This is a genomic window from Pseudomonas baetica (assembly GCF_002813455.1).
Classification (GTDB): Bacteria; Pseudomonadota; Gammaproteobacteria; order Pseudomonadales; family Pseudomonadaceae; genus Aquipseudomonas; species Aquipseudomonas baetica.
Genome location: NZ_PHHE01000001.1, coordinates 2,854,322 through 2,875,930 on the forward strand (window position 1 = coordinate 2,854,322; position 21,609 = coordinate 2,875,930).

A 21,609-nucleotide genomic window follows, 5' to 3' on the forward strand; every position below is an offset into this window, starting at 1 on the left:
GGATTTGTGAACGACACAGATCCAGTGTGGGAGCGAGCCTGCTCGCGAAGGCAATCTATCTGGCGCCGCAGAACTCAGCGCTTGGCGATGATGTACACCGCATGCACGATCCCCGGAATGTAGCCGCACAACGTCAGCAGAATGTTCAACCAGAACGCCCCGCCAAACCCGACTTGCAGAAACACACCCAGTGGGGGCAACAGAATGGCAATGATGATTCGAATGAAGTCCATGGGTCAGCTCCTGATTGGGGGTTGGCTCACTTGAGCCATACAAGCTAATCGACATTTGCCGTTCGTCAGGGTTCAGTGCTTTCGCCATTTGTTCGCCACTATCCAGCGCAAAAAAAACGCCCCACGCCAAAAGAATCAGGCGTGGGGCGTGCGTTATACCGCGAGACGGTTCTTCAAATACGGTGGGAAACTTCAGCTCAAACGGCAATCCCTTTGCGGCATTGCAACTGTGCAGTGCGCACACGGGAGAAGGCGCGAGCCAGACGCAGGAGCATTTCGTCGATGTTGGCTTTGCTGACCGTGAGTGCCGGGGTGAAACGCAGGCAGTTGGCTTGTGGGGCGTTGAGTAGCAGGCCCTCTTGCAGCGCGGCTTGGATGACGGCGTCGGCGCAATCCTCCGACAGAGTCAGTCCCCAGAACAGGCCCTGGCCGCGTATTTCACCGTGACCATAGCGATGGCTCAGGCGCGCCAGACCTTCGCGCAAGTGCTGGCCGTTGCCCCGAACCTGCTCGAGGAAGGCACGGTCCTGCACGCTGTCGAGTACCACCAGACCGGCTGCTGTCATCAGCGCGTTGCCATGATGGGTGCCACCCAATTCGCCGGTTTCGAAACAGCACGCCTTGCCCCGCGCCAGCAATGCCGCCAGTGGCACGCCACCGCCGAGACCTTTGCCGAGTACGACGATATCGGCGCGCACGCCATAGGACTCTTCCGCGAGCAAGGTGCCGCAGCGGCCGATGCCGGTCTGCACTTCGTCAAGGATCAGCAGGATGCCCAGATCACGACACAGACGCTCGACGCCTTTGAGATAGTGCTCGGAGGCTGGAATGACGCCGGCGTCGCTCTGAATCGGTTCAAGCATGATCGCGACGGTTTGCGCATCCACCGCCGCATGCAGGGCTGGCAAATCGTTGAACGGCACCAGATCGAAACCGGGCAACAACGGCGCGAATCGGTTGGGCAAATTGGAACTGTCCGACGCCGAGATCGTCGCCAGACTACGGCCGTGGCACCCCTGTTTCGCAACGATGATCCGCGAGGCGCCGCCACGGCGCAGTTGCCCCCACTTGCGCGCCAGTTTGATCGCCGCTTCACAGGCTTCGCTGCCGCTGTTGAGCAGATAGGCCTGATCGCTGGAAGTGCTGGCGCACAGGCGTTGGGCGAGGCTGAGCATGCCGCGATTGTGCAGATTGAAACCGGGATTGATCAGCGCCTGGGCTTGACTGGCGATGGCTTTGACCAGCGCTGAAGGGCTGTGGCCGAGGCTGTTGCCGCCGCCGGCCTGGGAGAAGTCGAGATAAGCGCGGTCGTTGCTGTCCCACAACCAGGAACCCTGGCCACGCACAAAGACCTGTTGCGGCCGCTCGACGCTGGGCATCAGCCGCTCGGCGTTCAGACGGTCACCAGCCGAAGGTTGAGCGGCCTCGAAAGCGAGGTCATCCAGACTCGGCGCCGGGCGGCGCAAACTGAACAGATTCATTCGGAAAAACCTCGTTTGAAGTTTTTTGAACTGCCTATGCAAACACTGTCGAAGCAAACGCTAGTCATCGCGCTCTCTGGCCCTGTAAGCCTTGTGATTGCGGTTAGACTAGGCGCACTGACGGCTCCGGGCCATTTCGATTTCCCAGCATTTTCGATAAGCATTACTTATGGATTTCAAACAACTGCGTTATTTCGTCGCGGTCTACGAAGAAGGTCATGTCGGACGGGCGGCTGAGCGCCTGTCGATCTCGCAACCGGCTCTCTCCCAACAGATTCGCCAGCTCGAACAAAACCTCGATGTCACCCTGTTCGAACGCAGCAGCAAGCGACTTCTGCCGACCCTCGCCGCCCACACCCTGTACAACCACGCGCTGCCATTGCTCGATGGGTTGCAGCGGGCGCGGGAGGCGTTGGGCAACTTCAAGGGCCAGGCACTGCGCACGTTGGCAATCGGTGTACTGCAAACGGTGCACACCAGCCTCGTACCGCAAATGCTTGAGCGGGTGCGCAAGGCCCAGCCGCATCTGGTTGTGCAGATCTATGAATTGACGGGACTGGAGATTGAGCGGCGCCTGCTCAATGGCTCTTTGGACATCGGCATCAGTTACTTGCCGCCACGCCAGCCCGGGCTGCACGGCGTGATGCTCTACGAAGATGAGCTGACGCTGGTCATCCCGGCGGATCATCCGCTGCGTGAGTTCAAGAAAGTCTCGATTCGTCAGGCCGCCGAATTGCCGATGTTGCTATTGGGAGAAGAATTTCAGATCCGTCAGATCTGGCAGGCGCAACTGACCAGCCTCGGACGTCGCCCACAGGTGCAGGCCGAACTGAACAACATGCTGGGGATTCTCGACAGCCTGCCGCACACCAAACTGGCGACGGTGCTGCCGGGGCGTTCGCAAAAGGAGTACGACGAGGACGATCTGCTTTGGAAACCGCTGAGCGAACCACGGGTGCCGCTGAAAGTGGGGCTGGTGTGCCGCGATGTGCAACGTCAACAGGCGTCCCTGGCCTTGCTGCGGACATTGCTGGAAGAAGTGATTGAGCGCGAGGACAAACCGTTGAAAACCACTCAACCATTGGATCCTCTGGCTTGAGCACTTTTCTGCAGGCAAAAGAAAACCCCGCCGAAGCGGGGCTTTGCAGACTGTTTCCCTGACATCCATTTCACTCCGCCACCCTGGCAGAATCCTACGTGTCCGTGTTGTTGCTTTGCGCTTCCTGCGCGACGTCCATGAAATATAGATTAGCCGTGGATCCAATCTCCGCATATGGGAGAACAGCAGCACGTCATGTAAGCGAATGCTTACATGACGTTACATCATCAGAATTGCGCCGCCTCTAGCAGGAACAGCGATTCGCTGCCGGCCTTCACCGACGCGCTCAACGAGTGAATACGCGGAAGCAGGCGGGCGAAATAGAAGCGCGCAGTGCCGAGCTTGCTGGCATAGAAATCTTCCTGCGATTCCTTGCCCAGCGCGGCTTTGGCCATCAGTGCCCACATGTAGGCATAGGCGGTGTAACCAAACGCTTGCAAATATTCGACCGAGGCGGCGCCGATTTCGTTCGGATTGTTTTTCGCCCGATCCAGCAGCCACGAGGTCAGTTCGTCGAGGGTGTCAACGGCGTCGTTCAGCGGTTTGGTGAATTCGCCCAGATCCGCACTGGCGGTGGCGGTGAAGTGACGGATCTCGTCGGCGAACAATTTGTAGAACGCGCCACCGCTGCCGACGATCTTGCGTCCCACCAGATCCAGCGCCTGAATGCCGTTGGTGCCTTCGTAGATCTGGGTGATGCGCACGTCACGCACCAACTGCTCCTGACCCCATTCGCGAATGTAGCCGTGGCCGCCGAAAATCTGCTGGCCGTGAACGGTAGTTTCCAGACCCAGGTCGGTGAGGAATGCCTTGGCCACCGGCGTCAGCAATGCCACCAGATCTTCAGCACGCTTTCGGGTGGTCGCGTCTTCGCTGAACTTGGCAGTGTCGAGTTGCATCGCCACGTAAGTGGAGAAGGCACGGCCACCTTCGTTCGAGGCTTTCATGGTCAGCAACATGCGACGCACGTCCGGGTGGACGATGATCGGGTCGGCGACTTTATCCTTGTTTTGCGCGCCGGTCGGCGAACGGCTTTGCAGACGGTCACGGGCATACTCGACAGCATTCTGATACGAGCGCTCGCCGGTAGCCAGACCTTGAATACCAACGCCCAGACGCTCGTAGTTCATCATGGTGAACATCGCGGCCAGGCCTTTGTTTGGCTCGCCGACCAGATAACCCACGGCTTCGTCGAAGTTCATCACGCAGGTAGCGGAGGCCTGGATACCCATCTTGTGTTCGATCGAACCGCAGTTGGCCGGGTTGCGCGCGCCCAGACTGCCGTCGGCGTTGACCATGAACTTCGGCACCAGGAACAGCGAAATGCCTTTCGGGCCTGCCGGTGCGTCCGGCAGTTTGGCCAGTACCAGGTGGATGATGTTTTCGGTGAGATCGTGCTCGCCACCGGTGATAAAGATCTTGGTGCCGCTGACCTTGTACGAACCGTCGGCCTGAGGGTCGGCCTTGGTGCGGATGATGCCCAGATCCGTGCCGGCGTGCGGCTCGGTCAGGCACATGGAACCGGCCCAGACGCCGGCGTACATGTTCGGCAGGTACGCGGCCTTCAGCTCTTCGCTGGCGTGGGCATTGATCGACAGGCAGGCGCCGGCGGTCAGCATCGGGTACAGACCGAAGGACAGGCTGGCGGAGTTGACCATTTCTTCGACCTGGGCCGACACGGCTTTGGGCATACCCATGCCGCCGTATTGCGGATCACCGCCCACGCCGACCCACCCACCTTCGGCATAAGTCTGATAAGCCTGTGGGAAACCGGCCGGCGTGGTGACGGCTCCATCCGCCCAATGGCAACCTTCTTCGTCAGCGGCACGGCTTAGCGGGGCAATGCTTTTGCTGGTGACCTTGCCAGCCTCTTCGAGAATCGCTTCAACGGTCTCGGCGTCGACGGTCTCGGCCAGTGCCGGCAGTTCGGCCCAGAGTTTGGCGACTTCGAACACTTCATTGAGGACGAAGCGCATATCGCGCAGCGGCGCTTTGTAGTCAGCCATGGCAAACCTCGCAAGATCTAAACAGGTATTCGTGGAAGGGTGTTTTCATTGGGGCCGAGTGTACCCCAACAACTTTTGCGACACATAGGGTCAACCGGTGACCGATTTGTTATTTTTAGTCACCAGAAAAAGATCGCAGCCTTCGTCAACACCTACAGGTAAACGCGATCCCGTGTAGGCGCTGCCGAAGGCTCGGGCCGCGATCGGACGATCTTTTGATCTACCTTAAAGCGCAAACATCTCCGCCGGCAGCTTCATCAAACAATCACTGCCCGCCTCGATCGCCGCACGATGCGCCGCCGTCCGCGGCAACAACCGCTTGAAGTAAAATTCGCACGTCGCCAGTTTGCCCCGACAGAAATCCCCATCACCCTCGCCCGCATCCAGTTGCCCCAGCGCCACCAGCGCCATGCGCAACCACAGATAGCCGAGGATGATGTAGCCGCTGTACATCAAGTAATCCACCGACGCAGCACCGACTTCGTCGGGATTCTTCATCGCCGCCATGCCGACCTTCATGGTCAGGTCGCCCCACTGCTGGTTGAGCTCGTTGAGCTGCGCAACAAAACTGCCCAGTTGCGCATGCCCGGCATTCGCCGCGCAGAACTTGTGGACGATTTTGGTAAAGCCACGCAGCAACTTGCCCTGACTGCCGAGCACTTTGCGCCCAAGCAAATCCAGCGCCTGAATGCCGTTGGTACCCTCATAGATCGGCGCAATCCGGCAGTCACGCACCAACTGCTCCATGCCCCACTCACGAATGAACCCATGGCCACCGAACACCTGCATGCCGTGGTTGGTCACTTCCAGCCCGGTGTCGGTCATGAAGGCCTTGCAGATCGGCGTGAGGAACGCCAACAGATCTTCGGCCTCCTGACGCGCTTCGGCTTCGCTGCTCAGGTGCGCAGCATCAAGCAGTTGCGCGGTGAAGTAAGTCAGCGCGCGATTGCCTTCGTTGAAGGCTTTCATGGTCAGCAGCATGCGCCGTACGTCGGGGTGAACGATGATCGGGTCGGCGGGTTTGTCCGGGGCTTTAGCACCGGTCAGAGAGCGCATCTGCAAGCGGTCGTTGGCGTATTTGATCGCGCCTTGGAAGCTTGCCTCGCCCAGACATAAACCCTGCATGCCGGTGCCGAGCCGAGCATGGTTCATCATGGTGAACATGCAGTTCAGGCCCTTGTTCGGCTCACCAATCAGAAAGCCTTTGGCAGCGTCGAAGTTCAGCACGCACGTGGCTGACGCCTTGATGCCCATTTTGTGTTCGATCGAACCGCAGGAAACGCCGTTGCGCTCACCCGCCTCTCCGCCTGCATCGGGGAGGAACTTAGGCACGATAAACAGCGAAATGCCCTTGGTTCCGGCAGGCGCGTCCGGCAGTTTGGCCAACACCAGATGAATGATGTTGTCGCTCATGTCGTGCTCGCCGGCGGAGATGAAAATCTTGCTGCCGGTGACCGCATAACTGCCGTCGGCCTGCGGCACGGCACGGGTCTTGATGATGCCCAGATCGGTACCGCAATGAGCTTCGGTCAGGCACATGGTGCCGGTCCACTGGCCGGCGGTGAGTTTGCTCAGATAAGTCTGTTTCTGATCTTCGGTGCCATGGGCGTGAATCGCCGACATTGCGCCGTGGGTCAGGCCCGGGTACATGCCCCAGGAGGTGTTGCTGGAGCCGACCATTTCGCTGATCACCAGCCCCAACGAACTCGGCAGGCCCTGGCCGCCATAGGCCGGATCCGCCGCCAGACCATGCCAGCCGCCCTCGACGTATTGTGCGAAGGCTTGCTTGAAGCCTGTAGGCGTTGTCACCACACCGTTGTCGAAATGGCAGCCCTCTTCGTCGCCGCTGCGATTGAGCGGTGCCAGAACGTTCTCACAGAACTTCGCGCCTTCTTCGAGGATCGCGTTGATCATGTCAGGGCTGGCATCGTGGGCGCCGAGGGCGGCGTAGTTGCTGTGAAAGTCGAAGACGTGGTCGATCAGAAAGCGCATGTCGCGCAGGGGAGCTTTGTAGTCGGGCATGGTGGCTTCTCCGTCAGCAGATGTCCCCAACCTACTGCTGGCCACCACGCCCCACAATCACTGTCCAGACGCTGAATGCGCCGTCATCACTCAACCTGCGGCGGTGTCCATGCGCACAGCGCCACGGCGATTTTGTCCGAACGCCACCACACAGTTACGCCCCGCGCCCTTGGCGCTGTAGAGCGCCTCGTCGGCGGACTTGAGGACTTGTTCGGGGTTGCGCTGCTCGACCCGCTCAGCGACACCGATACTCACCGTCACCGACACACTGGAGGCACCAGAGCCCGCGCGACGCTGGCGACCTTGCTGGTCGTCCTGAGGGCGGTTTTCCTGATTGCGCAACTGAATGCTGTAGGACGCAATCGACTCGCGGATTACTTCCAGGTGCGGCATGCATTCCTCAAGGGTTTTGCCTGCGAACACCAGGGCAAATTCCTCACCGCCATAGCGATACGCCCTACCGCCACCGCTGATTTTCGAGAGTTTGCTGGCGACTAATCGCAGCACTTGGTCACCAACATCATGGCCGTGGGTGTCGTTGAATTTCTTGAAGTGGTCGACGTCGCTCATCGCCAGCACGTAGTTGCGGCCCAGGCGTTGCATGCGTTCATTGAGTGCACGACGTCCCGGCAGACCGGTGAGCTCGTCGCGGAAGGCCATTTGATACGCCTCGTGTGCAACGGCGGCGGCAATCATCAACATCACCTGGCTGCACATGATGTTCAGGGTGAACGGCAGGATGAAAGTTTTCGGCAGCATCCAGAACACCCCGAGCAACCCGACCAGTTGCGCGGCGTGTAGCGGGCGCGGGTTGCGCCAGTATTGCCAGGCCAACAACAGAAACGCCGAGATGAATACCGGATAAGACAACTGGATCAGGCTCATCCACGCGCCGTGGAGCGCAGGCCAACGGATCTCCGAGAGCCACATCAGCAGAGCCTGCGGGTAACTTTGCTCAAGCCCGAGCGCCACGCTGCCGAACGCCAGCAGCACGGCAAACCGCGCGACCATGTCCTGAAACAGGTGGGTGCGCTCCTGCCACGCGGCGAACAGGCCGAACAATAACGGTAGCAACAGGCAGACCAGATGAAACACCACCGCAGCATCTTCGCGCACCTTGCCGTTGTCACGGTAATAGTCGGTCTGGGTGTCGAGCAAAAAGTAGGCGATGTACACCGTGAGCATCAGAAACAGTTCACGCTGACGTCGGTAAACCGCGCAATAAGCGCCGCCCAACAGCAGCACCAACGTTGGCAACACGTTGAACAGGGACGTGAAGAACACGTTGAGGTCTTTGACGTACGCAGCCGCCAACCCCGCGAGCAACAACAGCAGTGAAGGTAGGAAATGGCTGAAACATACAGCGGAAGAACGCGGCAAGGGGTAAAACTCCGACCCGGCAAAAGATGGCATTATGCCTGCATTTTGAACAGTTAAGCACATGCGGTGTGACGCGCGTCACATCGAAGCCTCTTTAACGGCAGGTAAACCGCTTTTCTTAGCGTTTTAGTGGGAAATTTTCACCGGTTAAACAATTTTTCATCAGGCATGAAAAAGCCGCTGCCCCCAAGGGGAACAGCGGCTGTGAAAACCGCCCTATGACTTAGTAGCCCAGCGCGAAGTCTTCTTCTTTCATGTCCATCAGGTTGTTGGCACCCGACAACATGGTGGCCACGTGCGTACGGGTACGCGGCAGGATGCGCTGGAAGTAGAAGCGCGCGGTTTGCAGCTTGGCGGTGTAGAACGCTGCGTCGCCGGTGCCTTCTGCCAGCTTCTCGGCTGCCAGACGCGCCATGTCAGCCCAGAAGTAGGCCAGGCAGGCATAACCGGAGTACATCAGGTAGTCCACGGAGGCCGCGCCGACTTCTTCGCGATCTTTCATGGCAGCCATACCGACCTTCATGGTCAGCTCGCCCCATTCCTTGTTCAGTGCAGCCAGCGGAGTAACGAATTCCTGGACGGCTTCGTTGCCTTCGTTGGTCTGGCAGAACTTGTGGACGATCTTGGTGAAGCCTTTCAGTGCCTCGCCTTGCGTCATCAGCACTTTACGGCCCAGCAGGTCGAGCGCCTGGATACCGGTGGTGCCTTCGTACAGCATCGAAATGCGGCTGTCGCGAACGTTCTGCTCCATGCCCCACTCGGCGATGAAGCCGTGGCCGCCGTAGATCTGCACGCCGTGGTTGGCGGCTTCGAAACCGACTTCGGTCATGAACGCCTTGGCGATCGGCGTCATGAAGGCCAGCAGTGCGTCGGCTTTCTTCTTCTCTTCTTCATCGACGCCGTATTTGACGATGTCGACCTGTTTGGCGGTGAAGTACACCATCGCACGGTTGCCTTCGGCGAACGCCTTCATGGTCAACAACATGCGGCGTACATCAGGATGCACGATGATCGGGTCAGCGGCTTTGTCCGGCGCTTTCGGGCCAGTCAGGGAGCGCATTTGCAGACGATCGCGAGCGTATTTCAGGCCGCCCTGGAAACCGATTTCGGCGTGGGCCAGACCTTGCAGCGCGGTACCCAGACGTGCGGTGTTCATAAAGGTGAACATGCAGTTCAGACCTTTGTTCGCCGGACCGATCAGGAAACCGGTCGCGCCGTCAAAGTTCATCACGCAAGTCGCGTTGCCGTGGATGCCCATCTTGTGTTCCAGCGAGCCGCAGGTCACAGCGTTGCGTGCACCAACGGTGCCGTCAGCATTCGGCATGAACTTTGGAACGATGAACAGCGAGATGCCTTTGGTGCCAGCCGGTGCGTCAGGCAGGCGGGCCAGTACGATGTGGACGATGTTGTCGGCCATGTCGTGTTCACCGGCCGAGATGAAGATCTTGGTGCCGGAGACTTTGTAGGAACCGTCGGCCTGAGGTTCGGCCTTGGTGCGCAGCATGCCCAGGTCGGTGCCGCAGTGCGGTTCGGTCAGGCACATGGTGCCGGTCCATTCGCCGGAAACCAGTTTGGTCAGGTAGGCGTCTTGCTGTTCAGGGGTGCCGTGCTCGGAGATGGTGTTCATCGCGCCGTGCGACAGGCCCGGGTACATGCCCCACGACCAGTTGGCTTCGCCAACCATTTCACTGACCGCCAGACCCAGCGACTCAGGCAGGCCCTGACCGCCGTGCTCGACGTCATGGGCCAGGCTTGGCCAGCCGCCTTCGACGAATTGCTTGTAAGCCTCTTTGAAGCCCGTCGGGGTTTTCACACCGGACTCGCTCCAGGTACAACCTTCGATGTCGCCCACGCGGTTCAGCGGCGCCAGTACCTGCTCACAAAACTTGGCGCCTTCTTCGAGAATGGCGTCAACCATGTCCGGAGTCGCGTCTGCGCAAGCCGGAAGGCTCTGATAGTGCGCTTCGTAGCCGAGCAGTTCGTCACGAACGAAGCGAATATCACGCAAGGGGGCCTTGTAGTCAGGCATAGCGATAAACCTCTGCTGATGTAACCGGGAATGAACGACCGTGTTGATTTGTTGTGACGGTCAAACAGTTGTTTGAAACATACGTTTACGCCGAAATCTTGTCAAGCGTCGATCTTTTGCCGTTCGTCATCGCATCTTTCAAACGCCGGACACAGCAAACCGCCATGTGCTCGAACGAGCCACGGGCGCTGAAAAAAGATTAGTTGAGGGAGAAGGACTTACAACGAAAAACGCCGCGACAGGTAGCGGCGTTCAGCGTGCAGACGACAGAAAAGTCAGGCGAACGTATCGATGATCGTACCGAGCACTTCATCGGAAGCCTTGGCGACCTTCACGCCCAGCTCCGCCTGGATCTTGCCCTGAGACATCTCGACCATATTGCTGGCCAGATCTGATTGCTGGGCACGATCAACACCACGCAGACGATCAATCTGCACTTCAGACGACTGGCTGGTCACCGAACGTTCGATAGTATTGTTGGCGATTTGGCTGGCAGCCTGATCGATGCGGTTCTGCCCGCTCTGAATCGAGCTCAGACCTGCGTAAAAAGCTGTGTTACCGGAGATTTCCATAACGGTTCTCATCCTTGGGAAGGATCAATGACTGCCATTGAAGCAGAGGCGCCAGAAAAACACCCGTCAAAAACACTAATGGCACAGTGCCTGCTCATAGGCAAAACCTTAGTCGAGCAAATCCAGTTGCAAATGCTCTGCCACCGCCTCAGCACTCAAAGCCTTCAGTTTCGGCACTCGCCCCAGGCACGGTGCGGGAATACGTTCGGCCAGTGTTGCCAGATTTTCCTCCAGCCGCGAAGTCTTCGGATCGATGATATTGGCCACCCAACCCGCCAATTGCAGGCCATCGCGCGCAATCGCCTCAGCCGTCAGCAACGCATGACTGATGCACCCCAATCGCACCCCCACCACCAGAATCACCGGTAGCTTCAGCGCGATAGCCAAATCCGACAGATTGTCCTGATCCGCCAACGGCACCCGCCAGCCCCCCGCGCCTTCGATCAAAGTGAAATCGGCATTCATCGCCAAAATTTCGCGCATCGGCGCCAGCAACGATTGCACCGTCAGCGCGACACCGGCCTCGCGAGCCGCCAGATGCGGGGCAATCGCCGGTTCGAAAGCCAGCGGATTGACCTGTTGATAACTCAGCGGCAACGAACACTCGGCCAGCAGCGCCAGCGCATCGGCATTGCGCAAACCCTTGGCCGTCACCTCGCACCCGGAAGCGACCGGTTTACCCGCCGCCGTGCTCAGCCCCGCCGAACGCGCTGCGTACAGCAGTCCTGCGGCAACGGTGGTCTTGCCGACGTCGGTGTCCGTTCCAGTGATGAAATAGGCTGCGCTCATACGGGTTTCTCCAACACGGCGTAAACCACTTGATAAGTCGCCGGCAGTCCCTGTGCCTGACGGAATTGCTCATAAGCCTCGACCAGCCCCAGAATCCGCGCCCGTCCGGTCAACCCACCCGGCCGCCCGGGGTTCAGATTGTGCGCACCCAACGCCTTCAATTCATGGGTCAGACTGCGCACATCCGGGTAATGCAGCACATGCGCCTGCCTCTCAAGCTTCACGGCGCGCAAACCACTGGCCGCGCACAACTGCTCATATCGGCCGAACTCGCGGAAGCGGTTGACGTGCACCAGGCCATCGACCTGGCGCCAGCTATCACGCAACTCGTACAACGTCCCGACACAAAGACTAGCAAACGCGAAAACTCCACCCGGTTTCAGCACGCGAAAGGCTTCACTGAGCACCGCATCAAAATTCGCACACCACTGCACCGCGAGGCTGGAGAAGATCAGATCGCAGGTCGAATCCTGCAGCGGCAGACGCTCCGCATCACCGGCGATGAAGTGTTCGGCGCCGCCCAACGGACGCGCGTGATCGAGCACGCCCTCGGCGATATCCAGCGCCAGCCCCTGCCCCTGGGCAAATTGCGAAGCCAACACGCGGGTGAAATAGCCGGTGCCACACCCCAGATCCAGCCAGCGCGACGGCACAAAATCCGTCGGCATGCGCTGCAGCAACTGTGTACCGACATCACGTTGCAACTCGGCGACACTGTCGTAGCTGGCCGCCGCGCGAGAAAAAGACGCCGCGACCTGACGCTTGTCAGGCAAGCCGCCAGGCAGCACTAGAGACAAATCAGTCATCACCGCACTCATGTAAAAAAGCCTGGATCGCACCCGCCAGTCCGTGGGGATCTTCCAGCAGAAACGCATGACTGGCCTGTTCGATCAGACCAATTTCGATATCCGGCAAGAGGGCAAACAATTCGCCGGCCGCCTCGGCGGGCACCAATCCATCCTGGCCGGCGAACAGATGCAACTGCGGGCCGCGAAACGCCTGCAAGGCTTCGCGCGTGTCCAGTTGCGCGAGCAATTCCAGCCCGGCCATCAACGTTGCCGGCGCAGCACTGGGAGCAGCGCCAAGCAACAGCCGTGACAATCCGCGCGGGTCTTGCGCGCCTTGGGCACACAGCAAAGAAAATCGCTTGAGGGTCAGTCGCGGATCGGCATGGCAACCGGCAAGAAACGCATCGAAAGTCTCGCCGGGCATCGCGCTCGGCCACTGCTCATGGGCTACGAAAGAAGGATTACTCGCCAGCGTCAGCAAACCGCAGCAGCGCTCCCCCCGGCGCGCCGCCAGTTCCGAGGCGAGCATGCCGCCCAGCGACCAGCCGCCCAGCCACACGTCTTGAGCAATGCGCTCGTCGAGCTCATCGAGCCAGTCTTGCAGATCGCTGGAATCGAGTTCCGGCAATGGCTCGATCTCGACATGCAGATGCTCATCAAGTCCTTGCAATGCAGCGGCCAAGGGTTCCATCGGCGAAACACCGAGGCCCCAACCGGGCAGCAGAATCAGGCGATCACGCATGGCTAGGCTCCGACGACAGTTGCGCAAAGCAATCGGCCAGTCCCTCTAACAATAGCTGCACCTGCGCTTCGCTGTGGGCGGCGGTCAGGGTTACGCGCAGGCGGGCGCTGCCGGCGGGCACGGTCGGCGGACGGATCGCGGTGACCATCAGCCCACGCTCACGCAACATTTGCGAGAGACGCACCGCGCGACCGGCATCGCCGATCATGATCGGCTGGATCGGCGTGAAGCTGTCCATCAGCTCCAGGCCGATCTGTTCGACGCCGTGGCGGAACTGGCGGATCAACGTCTGCAAATGCTCGCGACGCCAATGTTCGCTGCGCAGCAACTCAAGACTTTTCAGCGTTGCGCAGGCCAGCGCTGGCGGCTGGCTGGTGGTGTAGATGTACGGACGGGCGAACTGGATCAGGCTTTCGATCAGCTCTTCACTGCCGGCGACAAACGCGCCGGCCGTGCCGAAGGCTTTGCCGAGTGTGCCGACCAGCACCGGCACATCGTCCTGACTCAGCCCGAAATGTTCGACGATGCCCGCGCCATTTGCACCCAGCGGTCCGAAACCGTGCGCATCGTCGACCATCAGCCACGCACCTTTGGCTCTGGCTTCCCGGGCCAGCGCGGGCAGATCGGCGAGGTCGCCGTCCATGCTGAACACGCCGTCGGTGACCACCAGCGTATTGCCGGTGGCTTTCTCCAGACGTTTGGCCAGACTGACGGCGTCGTTGTGCAGATAACGATTGAAACGCGCGCCGGACAACAAGCCTGCATCCAGCAACGAGGCGTGATTGAGCCGGTCTTCCAGCACCGTATCGCCCTGCCCGACCAGCGCCGTGACGGCGCCGAGGTTGGCCATGTAGCCGGTGGTGAACAACAGCGCACGCGGCCGGCCGGTAAGATCGGCCAGCGCTTCTTCCAAGGCGTGATGCGGGCCGCTGTGGCCGATCACCAGATGCGAGGCACCACCGCCCACGCCCCAGCGCTCGGCACCGGCACGCCAGGCTTCGATGACTTGCGGATGATTGGCCAGGCCCAGGTAATCGTTATTGCAGAACGCCAGCAACGGCTGACCGTCGACCACCACTTCGGGCCCTTGCGGGGATTGGAGCAGCGGTCGCTGGCGGTAGAGATTTTCGGCACGGCGGGCAGCAAGGCGTGCGGCGAGATCGAAAGACATGCAGGCCTCGACTTTCAAGTGACACAGATTCCCTGTGGGAGCGGGCTTGCTCGCGAAGGCGGTCTGACATTCAACGGTGATGTTGACTGGACTGACGCTTTCGCGAGCAAGCCCGCTCCCACAGGGGTTTTGCATTCCTTCAGAGGTTTTAGACGGCAGCGTTGTAGAACTGCTCGCTGCTCTTCTGTTCCACCAGCGCCTGCTCAATGGCCGCCTGGTGAACCTCGTCGGCATGCTCCTCACGCGCTTCCGGCTGGATGCCCAGACGCGCGAACAACTGCATGTCCTTGTCCGCCTGCGGGTTGGCGGTGGTCAGCAACTTGTCGCCGTAGAAAATCGAGTTGGCGCCGGCGAAGAACGCCAGGGCCTGCATCTGCTCGTTCATCGCTTCGCGGCCGGCGGACAGGCGCACATGGGATTGCGGCATCAGAATGCGCGCCACGGCGAGCATGCGGATGAAGTCGAACGGGTCGATGTCTTCGGCGTTTTCCAGCGGCGTGCCAGCGACTTTCACCAGCATGTTGATCGGCACCGACTCCGGATGCTCCGGCAGGTTGGCCAGTTGAATCAGCAGATTGGCGCGGTCATCCAGCGACTCGCCCATGCCCAGGATGCCGCCGGAGCAGATCTTCATCCCCGATTCACGTACGTAGGCCAGGGTTTGCAGACGCTCGCTGTAAGTGCGGGTGGTGATGATGCTGCCGTAGAACTCAGGCGAGGTGTCGAGGTTGTGGTTGTAGTAATCGAGGCCGGCCTTGGCCAACGCTTCGGTCTGGTCCTGATCGAGACGACCGAGGGTCATGCAGGTTTCCAGGCCCATGGCTTTCACACCTTCGACCATCTTCAGCACGTACGGCATGTCTTTGGCCGACGGATGCTTCCACGCCGCCCCCATGCAGAAACGCGTCGAGCCGATGGCTTTGGCGCGGGCAGCCTCTTCGAGGACTTTCTGCACTTCCATCAGCTTTTCTTTTTCCAGGCCGGTGTTGTAGTGACCGGACTGCGGGCAGTACTTGCAGTCTTCCGGGCAGGCGCCGGTCTTGATCGACAGCAGTGTGGAAACCTGAACGCGGTTGGCGTTGAAATGTGCGCGATGCACCGTTTGCGCCTGGAACAGCAAGTCGTTGAATGGCTGTACGAAGAGTGCTTTGACTTCGGCCAATGACCAGTCGTGACGCAGGGTGGCGGTGGTGCTCGCGCTCATGGGTAGTTCCTTGGTTATGCTTGGCTGGCGCCGGGGAAACGGAATATCCACAGGCGCCACACGGATGTTCGGCATATTTAAGGAAGAGTCATGCGCTGTCAACCACGATACGAATGGCAGGTTTACATCTGTTTAAAAAACGTACAGACCTGTTTGCTGTGCGATGAGCCGGCAGACGCAGAACTGCCAATCTGTGTCCCCTGCGAAACCGAACTGCCCTGGCTTGGCGAACACTGTCAGACCTGCGCCCTGCCACTTGCCGCAGCGGGACTGACTTGTAGCGAGTGCCTGCTAGAGCCGCCAGCGTTCGAACAGGTCGCCGCACCTTGGCTCTACGGCTTCCCGGTGGACAGCCTGATTACACGCTTTAAACACAACGCGAAATGGCCGTTTGGCCACCTGCTCGCCGACGTTCTCGGACAATACCTGCTACATCGCTTCGACGAAGACTTGCCGCGACCGGATGCGTTGTTGCCGGTGCCGCTCGCCAGCAGACGTCTGCGTCAACGCGGCTTCAATCAGGCGGCGATGCTCGCGCGCTGGTTGAGCAGGCAACTGGATCTGCCGTGCGAGGAAAACGTATTGCAACGAATCAAAGACACCAACGCCCAGCAGGAACTCGATGCCAAGGCGCGTAAGAAAAATCTGCGCAGTGCCTTCGACCTGTCGCCCGACGCAGACGTAAAAGGTCGGCACTTGGCGTTGGTTGATGATGTGCTGACCACTGGAGCGACCGCCCAGGCTCTCGCACGAATTCTGATGGATGCGGGCGCGGCAAGGGTCGACGTGTATTGCCTGGCACGCACTCCAAAACCGGGTGATGCCTCCTGACTTAAGAACACTGCAACACCCTGTGGGAGCGAGCCTGCTCGCGAAGAGGTCAGCACATTCACCATTGATGTTGACTGACACTCCGTTTTCGCGAGCAGGCTTGCTCCCACAGGGGGACGGCGTATGGCTTGACTCCGGCGCCGCAAGCGACCAATTTCACTGTCCACCGCCACAGCAAAAAAGCGCCCATTCATGTCCCTGCCCACCCTTTTGTCCCAGCACATCGTCCGTCGTCCGCAGCGCATTGCCCTGCTGCAACACATCGCCGAACAGGGCTCGATCACCCGCGCCGCGAAAAGCGCAGGGCTGAGCTACAAAGCGGCGTGGGACGCTATCGATGAGTTGAACAACCTGGCGCAGAAACCGCTGGTCGAACGTGCGGTCGGCGGCAAGGGCGGCGGTGGCGCCAGACTGTCCAGCGAAGGCGAACGGGTGTTGCGCCTCTATCAAAAGCTGCAGGCCTTGCAGGCCCAAGTACTGGAAGCGGCTGAAGATGCCAGTGACCTCGATCTGCTCGGCCGTTTGATGCTGCGCACCAGCGCGCGCAACCAGTTGCACGGCAAAGTCGTGGCGATCGAAAGCCAGGGCCGTAATGATCTGATCCGTCTGGAGCTGGCCGAAGGTCTGTGCCTCGACGCGCAGATCACCCACGACAGCACCGTGCATCTGGAACTGCAAACCGGCACCGACGTGGTGGCGCTGATCAAGGCCGGCTGGCTCGAATTGCTCGCCAGCGATCAACCGGCAACGTGCGGACACAATCTTCTCAAAGGCACCATCGAAGCGATTCTCGACGCCGAAGACGGCCCCAGCGAAGTGCGTATTTCCCTGGCCAACGGCCACACCCTCTGCGCGCTGGCCGAAGCGTTGGATCTGCGCACTCGCGGGCTGACCGTTGAACAACCGGTTCAGGTGCAGTTTTCGCCGTCCAACGTGCTGCTCGGCACACCGCTTTAATCAAGGCCTGCAACGAAAGCGTCATCGACGAACATTAAGGTAGCTGCCAAAACCTAGCAGGGAGCCTGATGTGAGCCTATTAGAAGAAAACCAATCCACTGATCTGGAAAAAATCGTCGGCCTCAGCCGTCGCGGTTTCATCAGCGCCGGCGCGCTGTGCGGCGCGGCGATGTTTCTCGGTGGCAACCTGCTGACCCGCAGCGCACTGGCTGCCGGTGTCAGCGCCGGCAACAGCCGTTTGCTCGGCTTCGAGAGCATTGCGGCGGCGACCACCGACGTCATCAGCCTGCCCAAGGGCTACAAATCCTCGGTGCTGATCAGTTGGGGCCAGCCGCTGCAAAAGAACGGCCCGGCCTTCGATCCAAGCGGCAATGGCACCGCTGCCGCACAGGAAGTGCAGTTCGGTGACAACAACGACGGCATGAGCCTGTTTGAATTCCCCGATGACAGAAACCGCGCGTTGATGGCCATCAACAACGAATACACCAACTACCGCTACCTCTACCCGCACGGCGGCATGCCGCAATCGGCCGAAGACGTGCGCAAGGCGTTGGCCTGCGAAGGCGTATCGGTGATTGAAGTGCAGCGCAGAAACGGTCAATGGCAGTTCGTCCAGGGCTCGCGCTACAACCGCCGCATCCACGGCAACTCGCCGCTGCGCATCGGTGGCCCGGCCGCTGGCCATGACTTGATGAAAACCAGCGCCGACAAACACGGCAAGAAAGTCCTCGGCACCTTCCAGAACTGCGCCAACGGCAAAACCCCGTGGGGCACCTATCTGACCTGTGAAGAGAACTTCACCGACTGCTTCGGCAGCAGCAACGCCCAGCAGCAGTTCGACCCGGCGCAGAAACGCTACGGCGTCTCGGCCGCCAGCCGCGAGATCAACTGGCACCCGTTTGACCCGCGCTTCGACATGGCGAAGAACCCCAACGAACTCAACCGTCACGGCTGGGTGGTCGAGATCGACCCGTTCGATCCGCAATCGACCCCGGTCAAACGCACCGCGCTGGGCCGCTTCAAACATGAAAACGCCGCCCTGGCCGAAACCGACGATGGCCGCGCCGTGGTGTACATGGGCGACGATGAGCGTGGCGAGTTCATCTACAAATTCGTCAGCCGCGACCGCATCAACCACCGCAATGCCAAAGCCAACCGCGACATCCTCGATCACGGCACGCTGTACGTGGCGAAGTTCGATAACGGCGACAGCAACCCCGATCACCCGAAAGGCCAGGGCCAGTGGATCGAACTGACCCACGGCAAAAACGGCATTGACGCCAGCAGCGGCTTTGCCGATCAGGCCGAAGTGCTGATCCACGCGCGCCTCGCCGCCAGTGTGGTGGGCGCCACGCGCATGGACCGCCCGGAGTGGATCGTGGTCAGCCCGAAGGACGGCCAGGTTTATTGCACCCTGACCAACAACGCCAAACGTGGCGAGGACGGCCAACCGGTGGGCGGGCCGAACCCGCGCGCGAAGAACGTCTACGGGCAAATTCTGCGCTGGCGCACTGACCGCGACGATCATGCGTCGAAGACCTTCTCATGGGACTTGTTCGTGGTCGCCGGCAACCCCGGCGTGCATGCCGGCACGCCGAAAGCTGGTTCGTCGAATATCACCCCGCAGAACATGTTCAACAGCCCCGATGGCCTGGGTTTCGACAAGGCCGGTCGCCTGTGGATTCTCACTGACGGCGATTCAAGCAATGCCGGGGATTTTGCCGGGATGGGTAACAACCAGATGCTTTGCGCCGATCCAAAGACCGGGGAGATTCGCCGGTTCATGGTCGGGCCGATTGGTTGTGAAGTGACCGGGATCAGCTTCTCGCCGGATCAGAAGACCTTGTTTGTCGGGATTCAGCATCCGGGTGAGAACGGCGGTTCGACCTTCCCCGAGCATCTGCCGAATGGCAAGCCGCGCTCTTCGGTGATGGCGATTACCCGTGAGGATGGCGGAATAGTCGGCGCCTGATAAATCGCTTTCGCGAGCAAGCCCGCTCCCACATTGGATCTGTGCCGCATTGAAGATTGCAGGTACACAGAAAATCCACTGTGGGAGGGGGCTTGCTCCCGAAGGGGCCCTTACAGGCAGCCCACCACTCAAGGCAAAACCCTCAACCCCCACAGTCTGCGCTACCATGCTGGGCCGGACGCGGCAGCCTGCTGCGCGCAGGAGTCAGCATGGCCCACCCGTTTGAAACCCTCACACCCGACCTCGTTCTTGATGCCGTTGAAAGCATCGGGTTTCTCAGCGATGCGCGCATTCTGGCGCTCAACAGCTACGAAAACCGCGTCTATCAGGTCGGTATCGAAGACTCCGAACCGCTGATCGCCAAGTTCTACCGTCCGCAGCGCTGGACCAACGAAGCCATCCTCGAAGAACACAAGTTCACCTTCGAACTGGCCGACGTCGAGATCCCGGTAGTGGCGCCGCTGATCCACAACGGCGAAACCCTGCACGAACACGCCGGTTTCCGCTTCACCCTGTTTCCCCGTCGTGGCGGCCGCGCGCCGGAGCCGGGCAATCTTGATCAGCTCTATCGACTCGGCCAGTTGCTGGGGCGCATTCATGCGGTCGGCGCGACCAAGCCTTTCGAACACCGCGAAGCGCTGGGCGTGCAGAACTTCGGCCATGCCTCGCTGGCCACCCTGCTCGAAGGCAATTTCATTCCGAAAAGCCTGCTTCCCGCCTACGAGTCCGTTGCCCGCGATCTGCTCAAGCGCGTGGAAGACGTTTACGCCGCCACGCCGCACCAGAACATCCGTATGCACGGCGACTGCCACCCCGGCAATATGATGTGCCGCGACGAGATGTTCCACATCGTCGACCTCGACGACTGCCGCATGGGCCCGGCGGTGCAGGACATCTGGATGATGCTCGCCGGTGACCGGCAGGAATGCATGGGGCAGTTGTCGGAACTGATGGACGGCTACAACGAGTTCCACGATTTTGATCCGCGCGAACTGGCGCTGATCGAACCCCTGCGCGCCCTGCGGCTGATGCACTACAGCGCCTGGCTGGCACGGCGCTGGGATGATCCGGCGTTCCCGCACAGCTTTCCGTGGTTCGGCACGGAGCGCTATTGGGGCGATCAGGTGCTGGCGTTGCGTGAGCAGCTTTCGGCACTCAATGAAGAACCGCTGAAACTCTTCTGATTCACCACAAACACTGTGGGAGGGGGCTTGCTCCCGAAGACGGTCTGACATTCAACATTAATGTTTGCTGACACACCGCCTTCGGGAGCAAGCCCCCTCCCACAATTTGTTCTGTGCTCACAATTTCAGAACTCATTGACCGACAAATCTCCTTACAATCCCTTCCTTTGATTAGCTGCCTAAGCAAGGATTCTGCATGCAAGCCGCCAACCCGCGTCGCGGGTACATTCTGGGCCTGAGTGCCTACATCATCTGGGGCCTGTTCCCGATCTACTTCAAAGCCATCGCCGAAGTGCCGGCGGTCGAGATCATCATCCATCGGGTGCTGTGGTCGGCGCTGTTCGGCGCCCTGCTGCTGATGGTGTGGAAACACCCGGGCTGGTTACGCGAATTGCTGGATAACCCCAAGCGCCTGGCGATTCTGGCGTTGAGCGGCACGCTGATCGCGGCCAACTGGCTGACTTACGTCTGGTCGGTGAACAACGGGCGCATGCTCGAAGCCAGCCTCGGTTACTACATCAACCCGCTGGTGAACGTGCTGCTGGGGATGCTGATTCTTGGCGAGCGCCTGCGTCGTATGCAGTGGCTTGCGGTGGGTCTGGCGGCAGTTGGTGTGGCGCAGCAGGTGTGGCAGGTCGGCAGTTTGCCGTGGGTGTCGCTGGTGCTGGCGCTGACCTTCGGTTTCTATGGCTTGATCCGCAAGCAGGCGCCGGTCAAGGCGTTGCCGGGGCTGGTGGTGGAAACCTGGATGCTGGTACCCATCGCCATCGCCTGGCTGCTGTTCAATCAGACCGCAACCAGCGCGCAACCCGAGTTCTGGACAACGTCGCAAGCCTGGTGGCTGGTGGCGGCTGGTCCGGTGACGTTGATCCCATTGGTGTGCTTCAACGCCGCCACCCGGCACCTGCCCTACACCACCATTGGCTTCCTGCAATACATCGCGCCGACATTGGTGTTGTTGCAAGCGGTGCTGCTGTTCGGCGAGCACTTGTCGTCGAGCACGCTGATGGCGTTCATGTTTATCTGGGCCGGTCTGGCCGTTTACAGCGTCGATGCTTGGATAAGTTTGCGTCGCCGCACCTGATCAAAAAACGCACAACCCCTCGCAGGCCACGGTGCTCGTGGCCTGCATCGTTCCTTCCCAAGGTT

18 protein-coding genes are annotated in these 21,609 nt (G+C 60.2%); 6 read left to right on the top strand and 12 right to left on the bottom strand.

What is annotated here, in order from left to right:
* Positions 1-74 precede the first annotated feature (74 nt).
* Entirely contained in the window at positions 75-233 is a 159-nt protein-coding gene (locus tag ATI02_RS12915) for a YqaE/Pmp3 family membrane protein (protein ID WP_003228885.1), read from the bottom strand.
* A 197-nt stretch (positions 234-430) separates the two neighbouring features.
* Positions 431-1,714, bottom strand: a complete 1,284-nt coding sequence (locus ATI02_RS12920; protein WP_100846467.1) for an aspartate aminotransferase family protein — start codon at positions 1,712-1,714, stop codon at positions 431-433.
* A 169-nt stretch (positions 1,715-1,883) separates the two neighbouring features.
* Here ATI02_RS12920 and ATI02_RS12925 point away from each other — a divergent pair, with 169 nt between their 5' ends.
* Positions 1,884-2,813, top strand: coding sequence for a LysR family transcriptional regulator (locus ATI02_RS12925; protein ID WP_095189532.1), 930 nt, complete (start codon positions 1,884-1,886; stop codon positions 2,811-2,813).
* Between the two features lie 227 nt (positions 2,814-3,040).
* Here ATI02_RS12925 and ATI02_RS12930 read toward each other — a convergent pair whose 3' ends face one another.
* The 10 genes from ATI02_RS12930 to bioB all read right to left on the bottom strand — a co-directional run bounded on the left by ATI02_RS12930 (position 3,041) and on the right by bioB (position 15,516).
* Positions 3,041-4,819, bottom strand: a complete 1,779-nt coding sequence (locus tag ATI02_RS12930; RefSeq protein ID WP_095189533.1) for an acyl-CoA dehydrogenase C-terminal domain-containing protein — start codon at positions 4,817-4,819, stop codon at positions 3,041-3,043.
* A 225-nt stretch (positions 4,820-5,044) separates the two neighbouring features.
* Positions 5,045-6,841, bottom strand: a complete 1,797-nt coding sequence (locus ATI02_RS12935) for an acyl-CoA dehydrogenase C-terminal domain-containing protein (protein ID WP_100846468.1) — start codon at positions 6,839-6,841, stop codon at positions 5,045-5,047.
* Between the two features lie 90 nt (positions 6,842-6,931).
* Complete coding sequence (locus tag ATI02_RS12940) at positions 6,932-8,221, bottom strand: GGDEF domain-containing protein (RefSeq protein WP_095189563.1); 1,290 nt, start codon at positions 8,219-8,221, stop codon at positions 6,932-6,934.
* 223 nt (positions 8,222-8,444) lie between these two features.
* Positions 8,445-10,250: a phenylacyl-CoA dehydrogenase gene (locus ATI02_RS12945; RefSeq protein WP_095189535.1), complete on the bottom strand. Its 1,806-nt coding sequence runs from the start codon at positions 10,248-10,250 to the stop codon at positions 8,445-8,447.
* Between the two features lie 275 nt (positions 10,251-10,525).
* Positions 10,526-10,822 carry a pyrroloquinoline quinone biosynthesis protein PqqE gene (locus tag ATI02_RS12950; protein WP_095189536.1) on the bottom strand — a complete coding sequence of 99 codons (297 nt, stop codon included), beginning with the start codon at positions 10,820-10,822 and terminating at the stop codon, positions 10,526-10,528.
* 108 nt (positions 10,823-10,930) lie between these two features.
* Positions 10,931-11,611, bottom strand: a complete 681-nt coding sequence (bioD, locus tag ATI02_RS12955; RefSeq protein WP_100846469.1) for a dethiobiotin synthase — start codon at positions 11,609-11,611, stop codon at positions 10,931-10,933.
* Positions 11,608-12,417, bottom strand: a complete 810-nt coding sequence (bioC, locus tag ATI02_RS12960) for a malonyl-ACP O-methyltransferase BioC (RefSeq protein WP_100846470.1) — start codon at positions 12,415-12,417, stop codon at positions 11,608-11,610. Before bioC ends, bioD begins: the two co-directional genes overlap by 4 nt.
* Positions 12,410-13,141, bottom strand: a complete 732-nt coding sequence (locus ATI02_RS12965) for an alpha/beta fold hydrolase (RefSeq protein ID WP_100846471.1) — start codon at positions 13,139-13,141, stop codon at positions 12,410-12,412. Before ATI02_RS12965 ends, bioC begins: the two co-directional genes overlap by 8 nt.
* Positions 13,134-14,312 carry an 8-amino-7-oxononanoate synthase gene (gene bioF, locus ATI02_RS12970; RefSeq protein ID WP_100848460.1) on the bottom strand — a complete coding sequence of 393 codons (1,179 nt, stop codon included), beginning with the start codon at positions 14,310-14,312 and terminating at the stop codon, positions 13,134-13,136. The genes ATI02_RS12965 and bioF overlap by 8 nt, the downstream gene beginning before the upstream one ends.
* 148 nt (positions 14,313-14,460) lie before the next feature.
* A complete protein-coding gene (bioB, locus tag ATI02_RS12975; protein ID WP_064388191.1) occupies positions 14,461-15,516 on the bottom strand; it encodes a biotin synthase BioB in 1,056 nt (351 codons plus the stop codon).
* Positions 15,517-15,606: 90 nt separating this feature from the next.
* Here bioB and ATI02_RS12980 point away from each other — a divergent pair, with 90 nt between their 5' ends.
* The 5 genes from ATI02_RS12980 to rarD all read left to right on the top strand — a co-directional run bounded on the left by ATI02_RS12980 (position 15,607) and on the right by rarD (position 21,544).
* On the top strand, positions 15,607-16,347 hold the full coding sequence (locus tag ATI02_RS12980; protein ID WP_095189540.1) for a ComFC family protein: 741 nt from the start codon (positions 15,607-15,609) through the stop codon (positions 16,345-16,347).
* A gap of 192 nt (positions 16,348-16,539) precedes the next feature.
* A complete protein-coding gene (locus tag ATI02_RS12985; protein ID WP_100846472.1) occupies positions 16,540-17,304 on the top strand; it encodes a molybdenum-dependent transcriptional regulator ModE in 765 nt (254 codons plus the stop codon).
* A gap of 70 nt (positions 17,305-17,374) precedes the next feature.
* The gene (locus ATI02_RS12990; protein WP_100846473.1) at positions 17,375-19,276 is read left to right on the top strand and encodes a PhoX family protein; all 1,902 of its coding nucleotides are present in this window, start codon (positions 17,375-17,377) and stop codon (positions 19,274-19,276) included.
* Between the two features lie 209 nt (positions 19,277-19,485).
* Positions 19,486-20,460 carry an SrkA family protein kinase gene (locus tag ATI02_RS12995; RefSeq protein ID WP_100846474.1) on the top strand — a complete coding sequence of 325 codons (975 nt, stop codon included), beginning with the start codon at positions 19,486-19,488 and terminating at the stop codon, positions 20,458-20,460.
* A 196-nt stretch (positions 20,461-20,656) separates the two neighbouring features.
* A complete protein-coding gene (gene rarD / locus ATI02_RS13005) occupies positions 20,657-21,544 on the top strand; it encodes an EamA family transporter RarD (protein WP_095189544.1) in 888 nt (295 codons plus the stop codon).
* Positions 21,545-21,609 lie beyond the last annotated feature (65 nt).

Coding starts and splice junctions, on each gene's coding strand:
- bioD (WP_100846469.1), bottom strand. CDS start 11,611: ATGAGCGCAGCCTATTTCATCACTGGAACGGACACCGACGTCGGCAAG.
- ATI02_RS12920 (WP_100846467.1), bottom strand. CDS start 1,714: ATGAATCTGTTCAGTTTGCGCCGCCCGGCGCCGAGTCTGGATGACCTC.
- ATI02_RS12935 (WP_100846468.1), bottom strand. CDS start 6,841: ATGCCCGACTACAAAGCTCCCCTGCGCGACATGCGCTTTCTGATCGAC.
- ATI02_RS12980 (WP_095189540.1), top strand. CDS start 15,607: ATGCGCTGTCAACCACGATACGAATGGCAGGTTTACATCTGTTTAAAA.
- ATI02_RS12985 (WP_100846472.1), top strand. CDS start 16,540: ATGTCCCTGCCCACCCTTTTGTCCCAGCACATCGTCCGTCGTCCGCAG.
- ATI02_RS12995 (WP_100846474.1), top strand. CDS start 19,486: ATGGCCCACCCGTTTGAAACCCTCACACCCGACCTCGTTCTTGATGCC.
- ATI02_RS12950 (WP_095189536.1), bottom strand. CDS start 10,822: ATGGAAATCTCCGGTAACACAGCTTTTTACGCAGGTCTGAGCTCGATT.
- ATI02_RS12915 (WP_003228885.1), bottom strand. CDS start 233: ATGGACTTCATTCGAATCATCATTGCCATTCTGTTGCCCCCACTGGGT.
- bioC (WP_100846470.1), bottom strand. CDS start 12,417: ATGACTGATTTGTCTCTAGTGCTGCCTGGCGGCTTGCCTGACAAGCGT.
- ATI02_RS12925 (WP_095189532.1), top strand. CDS start 1,884: ATGGATTTCAAACAACTGCGTTATTTCGTCGCGGTCTACGAAGAAGGT.
- ATI02_RS12965 (WP_100846471.1), bottom strand. CDS start 13,141: ATGCGTGATCGCCTGATTCTGCTGCCCGGTTGGGGCCTCGGTGTTTCG.
- ATI02_RS12930 (WP_095189533.1), bottom strand. CDS start 4,819: ATGGCTGACTACAAAGCGCCGCTGCGCGATATGCGCTTCGTCCTCAAT.
- bioF (WP_100848460.1), bottom strand. CDS start 14,312: ATGTCTTTCGATCTCGCCGCACGCCTTGCTGCCCGCCGTGCCGAAAAT.
- bioB (WP_064388191.1), bottom strand. CDS start 15,516: ATGAGCGCGAGCACCACCGCCACCCTGCGTCACGACTGGTCATTGGCC.
- ATI02_RS12945 (WP_095189535.1), bottom strand. CDS start 10,250: ATGCCTGACTACAAGGCCCCCTTGCGTGATATTCGCTTCGTTCGTGAC.
- rarD (WP_095189544.1), top strand. CDS start 20,657: ATGCAAGCCGCCAACCCGCGTCGCGGGTACATTCTGGGCCTGAGTGCC.